Genomic DNA, 17,998 nt, shown 5'->3' with positions numbered 1-17,998 from the left:
CCCGAACGTCACCATATTGGATTTCGGTTAGCGCAGTTTACGGCGCATCCTGGAGGATGACTGGCAGCAGCCCCTCGCCCATATCTGGGTTCGGCAGTACGCCCTCCGGGTCGTAGAACAAGATCTCCTTGCCGTCATGGCTCAGACGTCGCATCGCTTCCAGAATCAACGTGCGTCCCACCGGGTTGACAATGCCAACGCGGCTGACGTCGAAGACAACTTCGCTTTCCGACGGTGTGGAAGTCGCCAACCTGTTGAGAATGATCTCGGCCGCAGTGAAGTTGACTGGGCCCTGAATCTCGATGATCGAGCGGCCATTGCTGACGCGCGTACCGCGCAGCGCACGCGAACCAATCGCATCGGCATCCATGAGATGAAGACCCAAATCTTCGGAGAGCTTCCGGAAGATGGCAATGCTGCGGACGCTGTTGCCGTGGTCGTTCAATCGCGGCGAAAAGGCTGCAAGACCCGCCTGTCCAGGCAGCGCTCCCAGCAAGCCGCCGGCGACACCGCTCTTGGCGGGAATCCCGACCTCGGTAAACCATTCACCGGCCTCGTCATACATGCCGGCAATAGCCATCACGGACAAGACTCTGCGAACAACCGAGCGGCCGAGCACAGTCTGATTGGTGACCGGGTTAACGCCACCGTTGGCCAACACTGCGGTCATCATGGCGACATCGCGAGTGTTGACCAGCACGGAGCACTGTGCGGTGTAGCCGCGGACAGCATCGTGGGGCGTGGTTTCGATGAAACCGTAAGCTGCCAGCATATGTGCGATGGACATGTTTCGATGGGCAGTGTCCATTTCGCATTCATAGGCATCGTAGTCAACGCGGAGCTTACGGCCAGCCAAAGTTGAGAGAAGCTCCACCATGTGCTTGGTGCGAGTCTTCCAGTTGGCACCTGGCTGGCATACGAACTGGTTGATGGCCAGTGCGCCGACATTAATCATCGGATTCTTTGGTCGGTGCGTGCCCTGCTCCAGCGACAGCTCGTTGAAGGCCTCACCGGAAGGTTCGGTGCCCACAATGCTGTCGATTTTGTCTGTGCCGTGCTCGGTGATGGCTGCGGCATAAGCGAAGGGCTTGGACATCGACTGAATGGTGAATTCAGTATCGGTGTCGCCCGTGGCGTAGGTGCGCCCTGACACGGTGGTCATAGCAAGCGCCAGGCGGTCAGGATTAGCTTGGGCAAGGGTGGGAATATAGTCCGCTACCTCGCCAGACTCATCGGGGCGGACGGATTCGACGATTTCGGACAAGTAATCTTTGATCGGCGTTTTCATCAGATTCTGCTAAGCATCTTTCCTGGGCTGAAAAATCCCGGTTGAGTCAATGGAGTCCCGTTCGAACCTACACCAGGCGAGGTCAGCCACTGATGCTCACCTCTATGCACTCTCACCGTGCGTGCGGGAAAAATCGGCATATCCTGGGGTGTGTGAAATTCCTCAACAATCAGTCCGCGCCCTACGAGTTGACCTACAGCGATGTCTTCATGGTGCCGTCAAAGTCATCCGTCGGCTCTCGCATGGGTGTCGATTTGGCCACCAATGATGGCACCGGCACAACCATTCCGATTGTGGTCTCCAATATGACGGCCATCTCCGGTCGCCGGATGGCCGAAACCACCGCTCGCCGAGGCGGAATTGCCATCCTGCCGCAGGACGTCCCAGCTGACATTGCCGCTGAGACCATCCGCAAGGTCAAGTCCGCTGGGCTGGTTTTCGACACTCCAATCGTCGTCAAGCCTCACCACACCGCGGGGTATGCGCGCCATCTTCTGCCGAAGCGCGCGCACGGTGCGGCAGTGGTGGTGGAAGACAACAAACCGGTTGGTCTGATTACCGGCCGTGACCTGGCGGGCGTTGACAACTTTGCGCAGGTGGGGACGCTCATGTCCACTTCGCTATTTACGCTTCCGGCCGATATTGAGCCCCGTGACGCTTTCGACCAGCTCACTGCTTCCGGGCGCAAACTCGCTCCGGTGGTGGACGCCGATGGCGCGCTGGTGGGTATTCTCACGCGTAAGGGCGCGCTGCGTGCGACGCTTTACAAGCCGGCTGTCGACGCGGAGGGTAAGCTGCGCGTCGGTGCGGCGCTCGGCATCAACGGTGATGTTGAAGGGCGCGCGAAGACACTGCTCGACGCAGGTGCCGACGTGCTCGTTGTCGATACCGCCCACGGTCATCAGGAATCGATGCTCCATGCTTTACGACGAGTCCGCGCGCTCAACCCACCTGTGCCAATTGCCGCTGGCAATGTCGTGACCGCCGATGGTGTTCGCGACCTAGCGGAGGCGGGAGCCGACATTATTAAGGTCGGCGTCGGTCCGGGTGCGATGTGCACAACCCGAATGCAGACCGGAGTTGGGCGTCCACAGTTCTCCGCCGTGCTCGAATGCGCTGCAGCCGCCCGTGGATGCGGCGTGCATGTCTGGGCTGACGGTGGGGTGAAGGATCCTCGCGATGTTGCGCTTGCGTTGGCTGCGGGTGCGTCCAACGTGATGATTGGCTCGTGGTTTGCCGGTACTTTCGAGTCCCCAGGTGATGTCCAAAAGGACGTCGACGGGCGCATGTTCAAGGAGTCGTTTGGCATGGCTTCACACCGTGCAGTGGAGAGCCGAAATGCACAGGTAGAGGCCTTTGAGAAGGCCCGGCGTGAAATGTTCGAAGAGGGTATCTCGACTGCGAAAATCTACCTGGAGCCCGGCCGCGAAGGTGTGGAGGACCAGATCGATCGCATTATCTCGGGTGTACGTTCTTCGTTCACATACGCGGGTTCGGCCACCATCGAGCAGTTCGCTGAGCGGGCAGTGGTGGGAATTCAATCCGCTGCGGGCTTTGCGGAAGGAATGCCGAGGGCGACGCGGTAGCCGTCGTCAAGCCTCTCGGGGCTAAGCCGACTAGCGGTGCTGCGGGCCAATTGGTAGGTATGTAAAGACGTTGTTAGGACGTGTTTAGTACCACGTGCGAGATTGGGGAGGGGCTGGCGATTATGGGTCGGCAGGTAAGAGAAAATAGTGCTGTAACGGAGTCTGGATTGGTAGCAGGAAACGGTGCTAGAGCAGGAAGCGGGAACGCATTTTTCGCTCGCGCCCGCGTTACTGATTCCGATTTGTGCCCGTGTGGTGGGGGACTCTACGGGCAGTGCTGTGGCCCGCTGCACCGCGGTGAGCGGGAGGCGGTGACCACAGCTGAGCTGATGGCAGCGAGGTACAGCGCTTACGCTGCCCACGAGGCGGATTACATCTGGCGGACGTGGCATCCGCGCTACCGCCCGGAAGTTATCAATGTCGATGACGGTGTGGAATGGGAAGGACTCACCATCATCAACGCTGTCGATGGCGGCGAGGATGACCGCGAAGGCATCGTGGAATTTGAAGCGGCTTTTCATGACCATGACGGTGTCGGTACGATGCACGAGCGTTCCCGTTTTGTTCGGCGTGCGCGACGTTGGGTCTACGTCGACGGCGAGGTCACGTACTCCTAAGCATCAGACTTGTTGTGCTTGCCGTGGCCGAATGGCAGCACGGCGACAATCGCCACAATGATTGCACCCCAGATGGTGCCGAAAATCAGTGAGCCGGTGGTATTGGCCAACCAGCCGAGGAAGCCGCCGGTAAACAGCTGCTCAAGGTTGTGGACCAGCTGGTAGGGGAGATGCCAGCCCAGCTCGTCGAGGCCGACCACCATGATGTGGCCACCGACCCACAACATGGCAAACGTGCCGATAATGCCGATCGTGTTCAGAACGATTGGCATGGCTTTGACCAGTGCCGTACCAAACTTGCTGATACCGGCTGACTTCTTGGACTGCAGGTGCAGGCCAATGTCATCAATCTTGACCAAGAGGCCCACCACGCCGTAGACCGCAAGCGTGATGATGAGTGCGACCACAATAAGAATCAGCGCGCGATTGAGCAGCGGCTGATCAGCGACCTCATTGAGAGAAATCACCATGATTTCCGCAGAGAGAATCAAGTCTGTGAAAATTGCAGACTTCACCAGCGAATCTTCATTCTGTGGTGTGCGGTTGGTCGCCGCCTCTATCCGCTCCTGCTCAGTCTGATCGGGAGAGATTCGGTGCTTAATCTTCTCCCAGACCTTTTCCATGCCCTCAAAGCACAGGTAGGAGCCACCGAGCATCAAAATCGGCGTCAGCGCCCAGGGCAGAAACTGACTTAGCAGCAATGCAATCGGCAGAATAATGACAATTTTATTGACCAAGGAGCCCTTGGCGATACGCCAAATAATCGGCAGCTCGCGTTTCGGCGAGACACCCTCGACGAATTTAGGTGTCACCGCAGCGTCGTCAACCACAACACCGGCGGCTTTAGCGCTAGCTTTGCCGGCCGCAGCCGCAATATCGTCTGTTGTTGCCGCTGCAGCACGTGCAATCGTGGCAACGTCGTCAAGCAGCGCGACAAGTCCGCCTGCCATAAAAACCTCCCGTATTGGAGGACGCGACCAGGAGCCGTCGTCGTACCAAAGAATTACCGGAGCAATTTTAACCGCTTTCCCGGATTGACTCTGTGTTGTCGGTAGGGCGTCGATGTCCGGTCGATAGTTCACGTGCTCCTCTGAACGTGGGCACGTGGCAAGATATAGGCCATGAACGCTTCCTTCTCCGAAATCTACCGACAGGTCAATGCGGACAACTCGGACAACGCTGGCACCGAGGCAGACACCAGCAATGACGCCCACTCCGAGGAACAGCAGCGCCCGGCGCGTCCCCGCATGGCACTGGTAGTCGTCGACGCTCAGAATGATTTTTCCGCGGGTGGCGCACTTGCCGTCGACGGTGCTGAGGCAGCGTACACCGCTACATATCTGCATGTTGCGGGCACAGCTAACAAGTACTCGGTTCTTGCGACCACCCGTGACAATCACATCGACCCAGGCACGCACTTCTCTGAAACCCCGGATTTCGTCGATACCTGGCCGAAACACTGTGTTGCAGGTACCCCGGGCGCAGAGATTCACCCCGGCATGCAGCGCGCCATCGCGTTTTTTGAGCAGCTCAACCCCGCTGCTGTGCGTATCGATGTCACAAAAGGGGAGTACGCCGCCGCCTACTCCGGTTTCGAGGGAACAACGGAGGCTGGCGTTTCGCTTGCCGACGCTCTCCGCGCCTCTGACATCGAAGAAATCGATGTGGTGGGAGTTGCGACTGACCACTGCGTCCGCGCCACAGTGCTCGATGGCCTCAAGGAGGGCTTTTCCGTTCGTGTTCTGAGTAATCAGGTCGCGGCGGTGGACCCGGAGCGCGGCAAGGCTGCACTAGCGGAATTGGCCGCGGCGGGTGCGACTGTGGTGTAGTGCGGCGACGTTAAGCGTCAAATAATCCGCCTAGCCGCTTAACTAGGCGCCTCGGCAGCCGCCTAGTTAAAAGTCACCATATCCAGGTCGACCTCGCGGAGGTGGCGGTGGTTGGACGCTGTTTCCACATAACGCCCTGCATGGGCGATGAAGCCCTCTGCTTCCTCGGCGGAGAGTTCACGACGCACCTTGGCGGGAACGCCTGCAGCCAGCGACCTGGGGGCGATAATCTGATCTTCCAACACCACGGCACCTGCAGCAATGAGGCTGCCAGCGCCGATACGGGAACGCGAAAGCAGGGTGGACTTCATGCCGATGAGGCAACCATTTTCAACCGTGGTGCCGTGGACCAAGGCCATGTGTCCGACGGTGACATCATCGCCGAGAATCGTGGGCACGCCTCGGTCGACATGGACTGTGGAGTTGTCCTGAATATTGGTGCGCTGGCCGATGCGGATTGGTGCGACGTCTCCTCGGAGAACAGAACCGTAGAACACGGAGCTATCCGCACCGATTTCGACATCACCGATAATGACCGCGCCGGGCGCAATCCAGGCGCTGGAATGAATGCGTGGGGTCTTATCTTGGTAGGTGAGAATGAGCGGAGTGTTCATCATACAAACCAATATAACTGTCACCTGAGGTCAGCGTAAGAAAAATTCTCAGCGAAACTCTATTCGTCGAAGGGTGCAATTCTGCTTGGACGCGCCTACAGTGGGCGACATGATTTTTATCGTTGTGAATTACCAAGTTAAGCCGGAGTTTGCCGACGAATGGATGGACCACGTCGCTGAGTTCACCGCTGCCACCCGCGCAGAGGCTGGCAACAAGTGGTTTGAATGGTCCCGCAGCGTAGAAGACCCCAACCAGTACATCCTCGTCGAGGCATTCGATGATGACGCTGGTGAAGCCCACGTCAATTCCGAGCACTTCGCCAAGGGGCTGGAGGCGATGAAGCCGCTGCTCGCTGAGACCCCGAAGATTGTCTCGCAGGTACTGCCAGATAAGCAGGACTGGGATCGCATGGGCGAGCTGCAGGTCGACTAATGTCCTCAGACACCTTTCGCGATAGCGCAGCCGCTTCCAGCAGGGAGACCTATTCTCTGATTGGGCGTGGCCTGCGTATTAGCTCCGCTGTGCTGGCCTCTGCTCTCGTCGTTGGTCTCAGTGCTTGTGGGGATAGCGATGAGGCAGCCCTGGAGAGCAACCAGAATCAGACAAGCCAGGAGCAGAGTGCTGTTGCCTCAACCGCCGCCATTCGGGATAACTTGGCTCAGCTGGCGGCAGATACTGCGGCGCTGAAGACAGCATCGCAGACGCTGATTGCAAAGGAATCGGTTTCGGAAGAGACTCGAAAGATTGCGCAGCAGGCGGAACCAATCTTTGCTGAAGAGGAAGCGCAGCTAGTCAAGACTCTCGGTGTCGATGTTGATCCGTCGGAGACCAAGCTCGACACCGCCACCATGACTCGCCTCGAGAACGAGGAGGGGCCACACGCAGATATGGCTTATCTGACGTTGATGGAAGGCAGCCTGGATAAGATGCTCGGACAGTGGGAAGAGCTGGAAAAGCATGGCGGAAACGACCTGAAAGAGTTGGCACGCTCTTCTCAGCAGCAGCTGGAAGATATTCAGCAGGCGCTGGAAAAACGTATGCAGTACTAGCCGCTGCCCAAAGCTCGTGGGGGAAATTCAAGTAAAAAGTCCTGCAAAGCGTGCCCGGGGAACCGGGGAAGTGAGTAGCGTGTAAATAAAGCCAGTGCGCTGTGATCGTCGTCAAGCGAATGCGCACTCGGATGAAGCACAATGCTGGCTAATAACCCAGAGTAGAAGGTAGGAAAACACGCCAATGGCAAATAGTATCTCGCGAGTAGGTATCGTCGGCGCCGGTCAGATGGGCTCCGGAATTATTGAGGTCTGTGCGAAGGCCGGTAGCGATGTCAAGGTCTGGGAGGCCAAGGAGGAGTTCCTTGAGTCCGGCCGCGCCCGTATTGAAAAGTCGCTGGATAAGGCCGTTTCCCGTGGCAAGCTAGAGCAGTCTGCACGTGATGAGATTCTGGGGCGTATTAGCTTCACCACCAAGCTGGAAGACTTCGCTGACCGTGAGCTGGTCATCGAGGCCATCGTGGAGAACCCAGAAGTAAAGGCCAGCGTATTCTCGCAGCTCGATGAAATTGTTGAGTCGGAAGATGCCATCCTGGCTTCCAACACCTCCTCGCTGCCGATTCAGTCCATTGCTGCAGCTACCAAGCGCCCGGAGCGCGTCATGGGTCTGCACTTCTTCAACCCGGTTCCGGTTCTGCCTCTGGTAGAGCATGTCGTTACTCTGACGACCGGTGATGTTCAGTCGGAGCGTGCGTACGAGTACGCTTCCGAGGCGCTGGGCAAGACCGTCATTCGCGCTAAGGATCGCTCGGGCTTCATTGTTAACGCCCTGCTGGTTCCGTACATCCTCGGCGCTATTCGCATGCTGCAGGACGGCATTGCTACTGCAGAAGACATCGATGCCGGAATGGTCAATGGCTGTGCGCACCCGATGGGTCCGCTGACTCTGGCCGACATGGTTGGTCTGGACACCATCAAGTTCATTGCCGATGCCATGTTCGATGAGTACAAGGAGCCGACTTACGCGGCACCTCCACTGCTCAAGCGCATGGTTGAGGCGGGTCACTTCGGCCGCAAGTCCGGCCGTGGCTTCTACGACTACTCCAAGTAGTCCACGCTTTTAGCCCCGTTTGGGGCGAGTATTGAGTTCTTACCGGTTGACGGGCGTTTCTCCCGCCAACCGGTTTCTTTTATGCATTTATCAGTGAAAACCCGGAGTCTAAGGGGGAAAGTTCCCACGATTGGCCCTAGCATTTTGAAAACTTGTTTCTTTTCAACGCGCCGAAACCTCACAGTGCGCTTAACATAAGTGAAGATTTTGTCAGACCTTGGCTTATAGAGCACTTCACAACTGGTGCCTCCCACGCAGCAATCTGGAAAGGAATGCTTCAGTGTCTTCTTTGAAGCCGCACAAGCGCACTGCAACACGTACTCGCGTCGGCGCTGCTACCGCAGCAATGGCAGTTGTAATGGGGCTTACACCGGCAACGGCCGTGGCAGCTCCGGTCAACCCGTTGGCCGAGCTCGGCAACCGCCTGGACTCTGTTTCTGATCTTCCAGCTAATGTGGCAGCTCCAGAGGGAATCAAGCTCCCCGGCGGTGGCTTCGAGGTCCCGGATTCCATCTCGCTGCCGTCATCTTCCGGTGAAAACACCGACCCGAATGCGCCGAAGCCAACCTCGTACCGCCCGGACCAGATTGCACGTGCGTACCCGTCGGATGCCGCCACCGATAACTGGTTCTACTTCTACGTTGTGCATCCTTTCGTGGAGCTGGAGAAGAACCACCCAGAGGTTATGGACCAGAACCTCGAAACGGTCGTCCGCATTAACAACGCTGCCAAGAATGACCCGCAGGCACAGGAACTCGCTCTTGATGACGACTACCTGGACCCACTGGCCAATATTTCCACTGCTTTCGGTGCAAACCTGGGCCAGCACTTCCGTGATGCCTACGACGAGGATCGCCTGCCGAAGGTAAAGGCCCTGCTGTCCGGCAACCTTGCTCGCGGCGGCGGTCTGGTCAGCTCGACCTTCTTCGAGAAGTACGTCTACGGCTACGATCGCCCGTTTGTGGTGGCGCCGGAGCGCATCGAGCGCTACTACCGCGAAGGTCAGGACGACCCGTACTCGACCACCCCGTCCTACCCGTCGGGCCACACCAACAAGGCTGCATGGACTTCAACCATGCTGGCCATGATGCTGCCGGAGGTTGCACCGCAGATTCAGGCGCGTGCGTCCGAGGCTGGTCATTCTCGCCTTGTCATGGGCGTCCACTACCCGCTGGACGTTATGGGCGGCCGCATGATGGGCAACCAGGCCGCAGCTGATCGTTGGGCAGACCCAGAGTTCCGCCCACTCATCGAAGAAGCCATGGATGAGCTGCGTACGGAGCTCGAGTACCGCTGTGGCGACACCATCGCCAACTGCGTTGCCAAGGACACTCCGTACATGAGCACCGCAGCTGCCGTTCAGCAGTACACCGAACGCATGACCTACGACTTCAAGCAGGTTGGCCCGGCTAACGAGCCAGTTGTTGTTCCGAAGCGGTACGCAGGTTTGCTGGAGACCCGCTTCCCGCAGCTGACTGAGGAACAGCGCAGCTCCGTCCTCGCTCAGACCGCAATCCCATCCGGCTACCCGCTCGATCGCACTGACGGTGAGGGCCAGCACGTTCGCATGAACCTGGCTCGCGCTCTGGCCGCCAACGTTGTTGTCAACGCCGACGGCAGCGTCACTGTCACCAACTAAAACGTCAACTACAAGCGCAGGGCCGCGTCAAGACGGTCCAGGGCCTCACCGAGGATTTCCGGGGAGGTCGCAAAGTTAAGCCGCACATGCCCAGCCCCGCCTTCGCCGAATGCGAAGCCGGGGTTGAGTGCTATTTTGGCGTTTTCAACCAGCCACGCAGCTGGGTCCTCACTGGCAACACCAGGCACGTCACCCAAGTCCAACCACGCCAAAAATGATGCTTGCGGTGGGGTAAAGCGAGCCTGCGGCGCAATAGTGGACAAACGTGTTCGCAGAGTCTCACGGTTGGTGCGCAGGACATCGACAAAATTGTCCAGCCAGGGCACGCCATCGCGGTAGGCGGCGGTGGCCGCGACGACACCAAGAATAGAAGCGCCTTCGCGAACAATGAAGGGCAGCTCCAGCCAGGTTTTGGCATCTTCGTCGTTAAAGATGATTTGCGCACACTTGAGGCCGGCGGTATTCCAGCCCTTCGAGGTAGCAGTCACCGTGATAGTCACGGCCGCCGCGGTATCCGACACCGACGCGGTTGGAGTGTGAGTGCCATCTAGAACAACTGGGCCGTGAATCTCGTCTGAGATAACGCGCGCACCAAAGCGAGCGGCTAAATCGGTAATCTCACGCAGTTTTTCGGGGGAGTAGGTAAAGCCGAGAGGATTATTCGGGTTACACAAGATCAGGCAACCGGCACCGTCGGCGAAGGCGCGTTCGAGGGCGCCGAGATCCGGGCCGTCGGCAAGCGTGGGAATGCACACTGTCTCGCGTCCCAGCGCGGGACCTACCTGGAAAAACGGCATGTAGGCGGGAGTGGGGACGACAATTGCGGAATCGGGGCGGGTGAAGCGTTCAACCGCGAGTGTGACACCGCGGACGACGTCAGCGACGGCAAAGATATTGTCGGGGTTCGGGCGCCATCCGTAGCGTTGTGCAGAAAAGTCCGCGGTTGCGGTCGTAAGCGCGGTGATGTCCTGCGAGAGGTATCCGAATTGTTCGCGCTGACACGCCTCGTCGATTGCGGCACTGACGGCAGGGCAGGTTGTGGCATCGGATTCGGCGATCCACAGTGGCAGCACGTCCGGTGAATATGCGGTCCATTTGACTGTCCTGCGGGAGCGGAGTTCATCGAGGGAGGGGAAAGTGACAGCGTTATTTACACTCATAGTTTCCGTGTATACAGAAAAAGCGGGAAGTCCGAAGACCCCTGCTTTAACCAGTAGCTACGGCCGCATCAGAAGCAGCCGCGGCAATGGCCAGCGCTAGGCCAGCCCCAGTGCCTCCTGAGCAGCTGGCAGGGCAGCTTCGCGATCAGCCTTGACCAGCCCCAGACGTGTGCGGCGATCGAGAATATCGTCGACGCTGAGAGCTCCCTCGTGCGTCACATGCCAGGCGAACTCGGCGCGGGTGACATCGAGACCCTCCGCTACCGGGTCGAGCGGTCGGTCGAGCGGACAGGATTCGATGACCTCGAAGGATTCGGCACCGTAGCGGTTAAACAGCGGCATCGGGATACGGCCGGCAGCGGCGGCGGTGCGAGCGCGGTCGAGCTCCTCTGGCTCGGAGCCCAGCACAGGGATGGTGCGGGTGGAGCACGGAGCAAGCGAAACACCGAGCTTTTCCGCAACCTTGTCCACGGTTTGCTCCGCCATTAGACGGTACTCGGTGAGCTTGCCCCCAGTAATGGAAATCAGGCCGTTCGGGGCCTCCAACAAGGCGTGCTCGCGGGAGAGGTCAGCGGTGTGTGCCTCGCCGGCGTCGATGAGCGGACGCAGGCCGGCGAAAGCACCGATGACATCGTCACGAGTGAGCGGAACCTCGAGTGCCTGGTTGATGACATCGAGCAGAAAAACGATGTCATCCTCCGGCACTTCCGGCTCGTCCGGAATCGGGCCCGGTGCATCCTCATCGGTCAGGCCAATGTAGACGCGGTTGTGCTCTGCGGGAAGGACAAAACAGAAACGGTTGGTGTGACCAGGAACCGGTACCGTGAGAGAGCCGGTAGGGTTGCCTAGCTTCGCGGCGTCAAGAACCAGATGCGTGCCGCGAGATGGGCGAATCTTGATGTTCGTCGCTAGGTTTGCGGCCCACACACCAGTGGCATTGACCACAGCGTGAGCCGGCAGCTCGAAGGAATCGCCAGTGAGCTCGTCGCTTAGTGTGGCGCTCGTTCCAGAGGCAGTCTCGCAGCGGACCCGGGTCAAGATAGTTGCACCGTAGCTAGCGGCGGTTCGAGCGATAGCGGTGACCAAGCGTGCGTCGTCACGCAGCTGACCGTCGTAGTTGACGTAGCCGAATTTCACGTCGCGCTTACGGACGGTCGGCGAAAGCTGGCTGACTCGGCGGGAACTGACAGTGCGGGACAATGGCAGGGTAGTGGCGGAGGTACCAGCGATAATGCGCAGAAAGTCACCGGCCAAAAAGCCTAAACGCGGCAAAACCCTGGTCAACGGTGCAAAGTTATCCATCACCGGTACAACCTGCGGCAGGTTACGCACTAGGTGCGGAGCGGTGACGTCGAGCAGCGCACCACGTTCAATAGCTGAGCGGCGAGCGATACCGACATTGCCGCTGGCAAGGTAGCGCAAGCCCCCGTGGGCGAGCTTCGATGACCAACGAGAGGTGCCGAAAGCTAGGTCCTTCGATTCGACGAGAACGGTCGTCAAACCCCTCGACGCCGCATCTAAAGCGATGCCGACACCAGTAATACCGGCGCCGATGACCAGCAGATCTGGGATGTCGCCCTTAACGGTCTCTTCGCGTAGACGATTCAAGTCCGCTTGCCGACGAGCCTTGTTCAAAACCGCAGCTGAGCGATCGCGCTGAGGAGCGTGCGTGGCAGTCATAGTCTTTCTTCCTCGACTTTCCCGAAGACGGTAATAGTGATGAAACTATCTGGCGTAAGTGATGAAGTTGTGGAGTGCGTAGTGAGTGTGAACTATTTCGGGCGTACCCCATTGCAAGGCGCTTAGAAATAGACTAAGTTGTTCATTATCAACGACCGGCACGGATATTGATTCAAGAAATCTTTCTTAGTTGCGAATCATTTCCCGGGATTACAAGGAAGGAGACACCTCGATGGCTATGCACCCAGCGTCCAACCGCTCTGAGTCCATGAACCGAGCTTTCGCTGCTATTGCACCATCGCTGCAGATGTGTTGCTGCTGTCTCCAGTCCGTGCCACCCCAGACAGGTCGTAACTAGAAAAGCACGCTTAGGTATTTAAAACGCCACGCTGTTTGCGGTCGCACGGACGAAATCGCACCGATTGAGCCGACCATCCCACTATCCGGGCATCTTCGCTTGGAATCCCAGGAAGAAGCGACAGCGACAATGACCGCAGCACTTGAATCTTTTACCCTTGACGATTACGTTTCACTGTTTATTTATGACGGCCCAACGTCACCGGCAATCTACGCCAGCGAACTGGTCAGTCTAGCTCGCTAGCGGAGGCTGGCGGCAACAGGGTTAAATCATGTTGCCGTCGTAACGCTCTTCCAAGGAGTGCGGACCGGTAGCCAACTTGCCCGGGTTGAGGATGCCAGCAGGGTCGAGTTCGTCCTTAATTGCACGCATGACCTTGGCGAACAACTCGGTGTTCTCCTCGTAGTACTGCGGGCTGTGATCCTGGCCAATGCCATGGTGGTGCGTGATGGTGCCGCCAAAGTTCATCATGGCCTCCGACGCCGCGGTCTTGATGTCCATCCACTGCTGGAGGATCTCGCCCTCGGTCTCGCGGAAGAAGTACGTGAAGTACAGCGAGCAGCCGGATTCGTACATGTGCGAGATGTGGCAGAAGACGTACACCGGGGTGCCGTGCTTCTCGCCAGCGGCTTCCATTGCGGAGGCGATTTCGCGGCGCAGTGTAGCGGCGTTATCCCAGGTGGTGGCGGTTTCCAGGGTGTCGACGCCGACGCGGCGAGTCATCATGACATCGCGCAGGTACGGCGAGGAGAAGCGGTGGTTAACCCAAGCCATGCCCGGGATGGAGCCCATGCGGACGCACTTCTTGGCCAGCAGGCGAGCGGCCAGGCGCTCACGGGTGACGCGGGCGCCGACCGGATCCGTCTGCGCAAAGCCAAAAATCACCATGCACGGGGTGTCGATGCCACGCAGCTTCAGGTACTTTGTGACCTTCTCGGACATGCTGGCGGAGCCCAGCTGAGTGAGGCCGAACAGCGTCTCCTTCTCGTCGGAGATGCGTGCTAGGTGCGGGATATTGCCGCTCTGCTCCAGTTTGCGCAGCTCCTCGGCGGCTTCCTCAAAGGAGTTGAAGAAGTAGGTGTCGAAGAGCATCTCCTTTTGTGGACGCTGATTCAGGGCAATCGTCACATGCGTGATGATGCCCAGGGTGCCCTCCGAACCCAGGAAAAGCTCACGCGGGTTCGGGCCGGATGCCGACGACGGCATGTCGCGGAATTCCATGGTGCCGGCTGGCGTGACGACGCGCATGCCAATCACGTTGCGGTCGATACGACCGTAACCAGAGGATTCTTGGCCTGCCGAGCGGCAGGAAACCCAACCGCCGACAGTGGAGTACTCGAAGGACTGCGGGAAGTGACCAGCGGTGAAGCCGGCCTTGGACAGCTCCTTTTCTAGGTCGGGGCCGAAAACGCCGGTCTGGGCGGTGACAGTGCCAGCGACTTTGTCGATGTCGATGATCTTGTTAAAGGCGGTCATGGACACTGCGATGGCCTTACCCATGCCTCCGTCAACAGCCTCCACGCCGCCGACGACCGAGGTGCCACCACCGAAGGGGACGACTGCAATCTTGCGCTCAGCGCATACCTTGAACAGGTCTTCGATGTGCTTTTCAGTTTTCGGTAGCACTACAGCATCTGGGGCGACATCGAGCTTGGCTGCGCGAAGGCGAACCAGGTCGGGGTAGGAGCGTCCGACCGCGTGCTTGACGCGGGTGTCGTGGTCGGTGGCGACGGCATCCGCGCCGACAACAGCGCCCAGGGCTTCGATATCCTCGGCGCTGAGGCGACTATTGGGGATGGTGACGTCGGCGATGTTGCGCGGCGGGTTGTTTGCGTCCAACGACATACCGATTTCGCGCTGCAGTAGCTTCTCGCTGGCCGTGGTGATTGGCTTGTCGTTGCCGTCAACACCCCAGCCCCACCAGCGCATGCGGTACGGAATCGTGAGCTTGTTAGACATCCTGAGCTTCTCCTTGGGCATCGGTGCTGCGAGTCTGAACTGCGGAATTATATGTAACTTGCGCGGAAGCACATCTTTACATCTTTTATTATAGCGGAATTACGTTACGTTTTCTCAAAAAATGTCAATCAATCTTGGTAAGCTTTAGTTAGATGCATTAACGCACTCCCATAAAGGCCAGTATTGACCGGTCAAAAGCCCACGTAAAAGTAGGTATTTCTTCGATGAACGCTAACGACAAGGATCTCAACTACCCGCTGGGAACAACTGAGATTCGAACCCTTGCTCTGGTCACTAACCCCCACGCGGGTCATGGCGCCTCGCAGATTGCGTCCGCCCGGGCGAGCCGGGTGTTCGCGGATCGCGGCATCGATGTCATCGCTCTCCAAGGTGCTAACCCCGACGACGCCCGCAAGCTCATTCGTGAGGTCATCGCCGACGGCCGAATTGATGCCCTGGCAGTCTGTGGTGGCGACGGCATGATTAACCTCGCACTGCAGGAGCAGGCACAGACCGGCATCCCCCTCGGTATTATCCCGGCCGGCACCGGAAACGACCACGGTCGCGAATACAATCTGCCGCGTGGCAATGCTCGCGATGCCGCTCACGTTATCGCCGATGGCTTCTGGACGACCACTGACCTCGGCCGCATCACCAATGAGGCAGGGGAGCAGCGCTGGTTCGGCACTATCATGTGTGCCGGCTTCGACTCGATTGTCTCCGACCGCGTCAATCAGATGACCTGGCCGCATGGCCGTAACCGCTACAACCTGGCCATCGTCCGCGAGTTCTTGGCTTTCCACTCGCTGCCATTCCGCATCACGCTCGATGACAATCGGGTTCTCGAAGATCCAATCACGCTGGCCGCCTTCGGTAACACCCGTTCTTATGGCGGTGGTATGAAGATTTGCCCGTCCGCAGACCACTCCGACGGACTGATGGATATCACTGTCATCGGCAAGGCCGGGCGCATCAAGGCCGCCCTGGCCTTCAAGTCCGTGTTCGACGGCACCGTTGAAAAAATCGGGGAGGTCAGCACCTACCGCGCCAAGAAGGCTTACGTGGAGTACATCGGCCCGCCACGCCAGATGAACGCCTACGCTGACGGCGACCTCATGTTCCCGATGCCGGTCACCGTCGAAATTGTTCCGGGCGCTGGCCGCTACATCGTTCCCCGTCCGTAAAAGGGCGCAGGAGTGCCCGTCGTCAAGCGTTTCCTGCATGCTTGACGACGGCGCGTTACCCCTTGATGCCGTATTTCTTCAGGCGCAGACGATCCGCCGCCGAGGCCGAAGCCGTCAGGCGTAGCAACTCGGCGTAGATACCGTCAGTCTGCGCCAATTCTGCGGGTGCGCCGACCTCGTCGACGTGACCGTCACGCAGCGTCACGATGGTGTCCACATCGGAAATTGTGGACAGGCGGTGGGCGATGATAACCGTTGTGCGTCCCTCCATCAGCTTGTCCAAGCCTCGCTGAACTTCGCGTTCGGCCTTGGTGTCTAGCGCCGAAGTGGCTTCGTCCAGGATGAGCAGGGGAGCGTCCTTCAAAATAGCGCGCGCGATGGCGATGCGCTGCTTCTGGCCACCCGAGAGCTTCAGACCTCGCTCGCCGATAGTGGTGTCGTAGCCTTCGGCGAAGCTGCGGATGAAGTCGTCGGCGTTGGCCTTCTTCGCGGCGGCAATGATTTCTTCGTCGGTGGCGTTGGGTTTGCCGTAGGCGATGTTTTCCCGAATCGTGCCGGAGAATAGTGACGAGTCCTGGAACACGACGGCAGAGCCAGCACGCAGAGTGGAACCGGAAACCTCGGAGACATCCGACCCCAGAACGCTCAAGCGGCCTGCGGTCGGGGCGTAGAAGCCGAGCAGCAAGTTGACGATGGTGGACTTGCCGCCACCGGACTCGCCGACCAGGGCGATTTTCTGGCCTGAATATGCCTGGAAGCTGACATTGGAGAGCACCGTCTTGTCCTCTTCGTAGGCAAAATCCACTGCGTCGAAGTCGACAATGGGAGCGCCAATTGCCTCCTGTTCGGCTGCGCGTTCCAGGGAGGAACGGTGGGCGCTGTCGACGGACTCTGCGTCTGCGGTGGAACCAACGGACGCGGAGTCGAAGTCGCCGTTATTCGCGGTCGCTGCACTGAGCAGCTCCGGCTGCGTGCGGGTCTCTGGAGTAAGCTCCATGACCTTGAAGTAATCGCGCGAACCGGCGACTGCGCGCTGGGCAGCGTCGACCAGGAAGCTCATCATGGTCACTGGTTGGCGCGCCATGTTAATCAGCTGAATGAGCATGACCATGGTGCCGATGGAGAATTCTCCCGACAGCGTACGCAGGAAAAGCAGCAGGTAGATGCCTGCGAAGATGATATTCAAAATGCCCCCGCGAAGAGCATCCATGCGGTGCCACCACGTTGACTGATCGCGGGTCAGGGAGATGGTGCGGCGGAAGCGGGAACCAAAGAAAGCGATTTCGCGCAGTTCCGCAGTGAAGGAGCGGACAACCTTGACTTGGCCGATGACCTCGGCAAAACGGCCACCGGCGATATCGATTTGTTCGTTCTTTTTCGCTTCAATCTTCTGCCAGCGCTTCGAGGTCAGCGCGGTCAGCAGGGTGTAGACCGGGAAAACGATAATCAATAGCACCGCCAGGGGCCAGTAGTGCCAGGCAGTGATGCCCAGTACCGCGCCGACGGTCAACAGCATCGGGAAGAAGTTGTTGGAAAACGCCTGGAGGAACTGCGTGATATTGCTAATCGAGCGTTCCAGGCGGGCGATAATTGTGCCGGTGACCTGACTGTCGAAATAGCGTTGCGGCAGCGACAGCAGCTTTGCATAGTAGCGGGTCGACAGAATCTCGCGCATGCGTGCAGTCATCATATCGCCCAGGTAACCACCGATGTTATGCACGATGGTTTGCGTCAGATCTGCGATTAGCAGCCCGATGACCAGCCAGATTACCGTGCGAGTGGTATCGGACATCGCCGCCTGGCTCAAGGCTTCACCGCTGGACACCGCGCCGACGATGGCGTCGGTGGCATCGCGGATGAGGAAGGGGCTAATCAACGACGCGGCGGCGGTGGCCAGCGAACAGATGATGACCCCGATATAGAAAGGCCAGAGCACTCGTGTAGTGGACAGGATTCTGCTGAGCAGACGCACGAAAGACCTCT

15 protein-coding genes are annotated in these 17,998 nt (G+C 58.8%); 8 read left to right on the top strand and 7 right to left on the bottom strand.

Annotated features, from left to right (window positions below; translation table 11 throughout):
* Positions 1 to 37: 37 nt before the first annotated feature.
* Positions 38 to 1,288 (bottom strand): glutaminase, encoded by a 1,251-nt coding sequence (locus QP982_RS05185; RefSeq protein WP_284870277.1) that lies wholly within the window; start codon positions 1,286 to 1,288, stop codon positions 38 to 40.
* A gap of 152 nt (positions 1,289 to 1,440) precedes the next feature.
* Between QP982_RS05185 and QP982_RS05180 the strand changes: the two genes are divergently transcribed.
* Together QP982_RS05180 and QP982_RS05175 are read left to right on the top strand one after the other, a co-directional pair.
* Positions 1,441 to 2,874, top strand: coding sequence for a GuaB1 family IMP dehydrogenase-related protein (locus QP982_RS05180; RefSeq protein ID WP_070859050.1), 1,434 nt, complete (start codon positions 1,441 to 1,443; stop codon positions 2,872 to 2,874).
* A gap of 311 nt (positions 2,875 to 3,185) precedes the next feature.
* On the top strand, positions 3,186 to 3,491 hold the full coding sequence (locus QP982_RS05175; RefSeq protein ID WP_342585523.1) for a YchJ family protein: 306 nt from the start codon (positions 3,186 to 3,188) through the stop codon (positions 3,489 to 3,491).
* On the opposite strand, the gene QP982_RS05170 is transcribed toward QP982_RS05175, so the two are convergent.
* Complete coding sequence (locus QP982_RS05170) at positions 3,488 to 4,441, bottom strand: DUF808 domain-containing protein (protein ID WP_069359251.1); 954 nt, start codon at positions 4,439 to 4,441, stop codon at positions 3,488 to 3,490. The genes QP982_RS05175 and QP982_RS05170 overlap by 4 nt on opposite strands.
* Positions 4,442 to 4,612: 171 nt before the next feature.
* Between QP982_RS05170 and QP982_RS05165 the strand changes: the two genes are divergently transcribed.
* The gene (locus tag QP982_RS05165; protein WP_016423140.1) at positions 4,613 to 5,320 is read left to right on the top strand and encodes an isochorismatase family protein; all 708 of its coding nucleotides are present in this window, start codon (positions 4,613 to 4,615) and stop codon (positions 5,318 to 5,320) included.
* 62 nt (positions 5,321 to 5,382) lie between these two features.
* Here QP982_RS05165 and QP982_RS05160 read toward each other — a convergent pair whose 3' ends face one another.
* Positions 5,383 to 5,937: a gamma carbonic anhydrase family protein gene (locus QP982_RS05160; protein WP_069359250.1), complete on the bottom strand. Its 555-nt coding sequence runs from the start codon at positions 5,935 to 5,937 to the stop codon at positions 5,383 to 5,385.
* Between the two features lie 106 nt (positions 5,938 to 6,043).
* On the opposite strand from QP982_RS05160, the gene QP982_RS05155 reads away from it, so the two are divergent.
* The 4 genes from QP982_RS05155 to QP982_RS05140 all read left to right on the top strand — a co-directional run bounded on the left by QP982_RS05155 (position 6,044) and on the right by QP982_RS05140 (position 9,674).
* Positions 6,044 to 6,367 carry a putative quinol monooxygenase gene (locus QP982_RS05155; RefSeq protein ID WP_038629105.1) on the top strand — a complete coding sequence of 108 codons (324 nt, stop codon included), beginning with the start codon at positions 6,044 to 6,046 and terminating at the stop codon, positions 6,365 to 6,367.
* A complete protein-coding gene (locus tag QP982_RS05150) occupies positions 6,367 to 6,984 on the top strand; it encodes a hypothetical protein (protein ID WP_016423139.1) in 618 nt (205 codons plus the stop codon). Before QP982_RS05155 ends, QP982_RS05150 begins: the two co-directional genes overlap by 1 nt.
* 184 nt (positions 6,985 to 7,168) lie before the next feature.
* Positions 7,169 to 8,035 carry a 3-hydroxybutyryl-CoA dehydrogenase gene (locus tag QP982_RS05145; protein WP_016423138.1) on the top strand — a complete coding sequence of 289 codons (867 nt, stop codon included), beginning with the start codon at positions 7,169 to 7,171 and terminating at the stop codon, positions 8,033 to 8,035.
* 280 nt (positions 8,036 to 8,315) lie between these two features.
* Positions 8,316 to 9,674 (top strand): acid phosphatase, encoded by a 1,359-nt coding sequence (locus QP982_RS05140; RefSeq protein WP_049170684.1) that lies wholly within the window; start codon positions 8,316 to 8,318, stop codon positions 9,672 to 9,674.
* Positions 9,675 to 9,682: 8 nt separating this feature from the next.
* Here QP982_RS05140 and QP982_RS05135 read toward each other — a convergent pair whose 3' ends face one another.
* From QP982_RS05135 to QP982_RS05125, 3 genes are all read right to left on the bottom strand, one after another.
* Positions 9,683 to 10,834, bottom strand: a complete 1,152-nt coding sequence (locus QP982_RS05135) for a MalY/PatB family protein (RefSeq protein ID WP_284870276.1) — start codon at positions 10,832 to 10,834, stop codon at positions 9,683 to 9,685.
* 96 nt (positions 10,835 to 10,930) lie between these two features.
* The gene (locus QP982_RS05130; RefSeq protein ID WP_049189384.1) at positions 10,931 to 12,514 is read right to left on the bottom strand and encodes a glycerol-3-phosphate dehydrogenase/oxidase; all 1,584 of its coding nucleotides are present in this window, start codon (positions 12,512 to 12,514) and stop codon (positions 10,931 to 10,933) included.
* Between the two features lie 622 nt (positions 12,515 to 13,136).
* The gene (locus tag QP982_RS05125) at positions 13,137 to 14,831 is read right to left on the bottom strand and encodes an FAD-binding oxidoreductase (protein ID WP_049192862.1); all 1,695 of its coding nucleotides are present in this window, start codon (positions 14,829 to 14,831) and stop codon (positions 13,137 to 13,139) included.
* 224 nt (positions 14,832 to 15,055) lie between these two features.
* Between QP982_RS05125 and QP982_RS05120 the strand changes: the two genes are divergently transcribed.
* On the top strand, positions 15,056 to 16,015 hold the full coding sequence (locus QP982_RS05120) for a diacylglycerol kinase (RefSeq protein WP_049170694.1): 960 nt from the start codon (positions 15,056 to 15,058) through the stop codon (positions 16,013 to 16,015).
* A gap of 55 nt (positions 16,016 to 16,070) precedes the next feature.
* Here the strand turns inward: QP982_RS05120 and QP982_RS05115 are convergent, their stop codons facing one another.
* Positions 16,071 to 17,987 carry an ABC transporter ATP-binding protein gene (locus QP982_RS05115; protein WP_284870275.1) on the bottom strand — a complete coding sequence of 639 codons (1,917 nt, stop codon included), beginning with the start codon at positions 17,985 to 17,987 and terminating at the stop codon, positions 16,071 to 16,073.
* Positions 17,988 to 17,998: the final 11 nt, after the last annotated feature.

Source organism: Corynebacterium sp. MSK019 (genome assembly GCF_030232425.1).
Lineage (GTDB): Bacteria > Actinomycetota > Actinomycetes > Mycobacteriales > Mycobacteriaceae > Corynebacterium > Corynebacterium jeikeium_D.
This window is presented reverse-complemented; position numbering and strand designations above follow the sequence as displayed.

Bases quoted from the DNA above. Each gene is read 5' to 3' on its own strand.
- QP982_RS05185 (WP_284870277.1), bottom strand. From the start codon at position 1,288: ATGAAAACGCCGATCAAAGATTACTTGTCCGAAATCGTCGAATCCGTC.
- QP982_RS05170 (WP_069359251.1), bottom strand. From the start codon at position 4,441: ATGGCAGGCGGACTTGTCGCGCTGCTTGACGACGTTGCCACGATTGCA.
- QP982_RS05165 (WP_016423140.1), top strand. From the start codon at position 4,613: ATGAACGCTTCCTTCTCCGAAATCTACCGACAGGTCAATGCGGACAAC.
- QP982_RS05160 (WP_069359250.1), bottom strand. From the start codon at position 5,937: ATGATGAACACTCCGCTCATTCTCACCTACCAAGATAAGACCCCACGC.
- QP982_RS05155 (WP_038629105.1), top strand. From the start codon at position 6,044: ATGATTTTTATCGTTGTGAATTACCAAGTTAAGCCGGAGTTTGCCGAC.
- QP982_RS05150 (WP_016423139.1), top strand. From the start codon at position 6,367: ATGTCCTCAGACACCTTTCGCGATAGCGCAGCCGCTTCCAGCAGGGAG.
- QP982_RS05145 (WP_016423138.1), top strand. From the start codon at position 7,169: ATGGCAAATAGTATCTCGCGAGTAGGTATCGTCGGCGCCGGTCAGATG.
- QP982_RS05135 (WP_284870276.1), bottom strand. From the start codon at position 10,834: ATGAGTGTAAATAACGCTGTCACTTTCCCCTCCCTCGATGAACTCCGC.
- QP982_RS05130 (WP_049189384.1), bottom strand. From the start codon at position 12,514: ATGACTGCCACGCACGCTCCTCAGCGCGATCGCTCAGCTGCGGTTTTG.
- QP982_RS05125 (WP_049192862.1), bottom strand. From the start codon at position 14,831: ATGTCTAACAAGCTCACGATTCCGTACCGCATGCGCTGGTGGGGCTGG.
- QP982_RS05120 (WP_049170694.1), top strand. From the start codon at position 15,056: ATGAACGCTAACGACAAGGATCTCAACTACCCGCTGGGAACAACTGAG.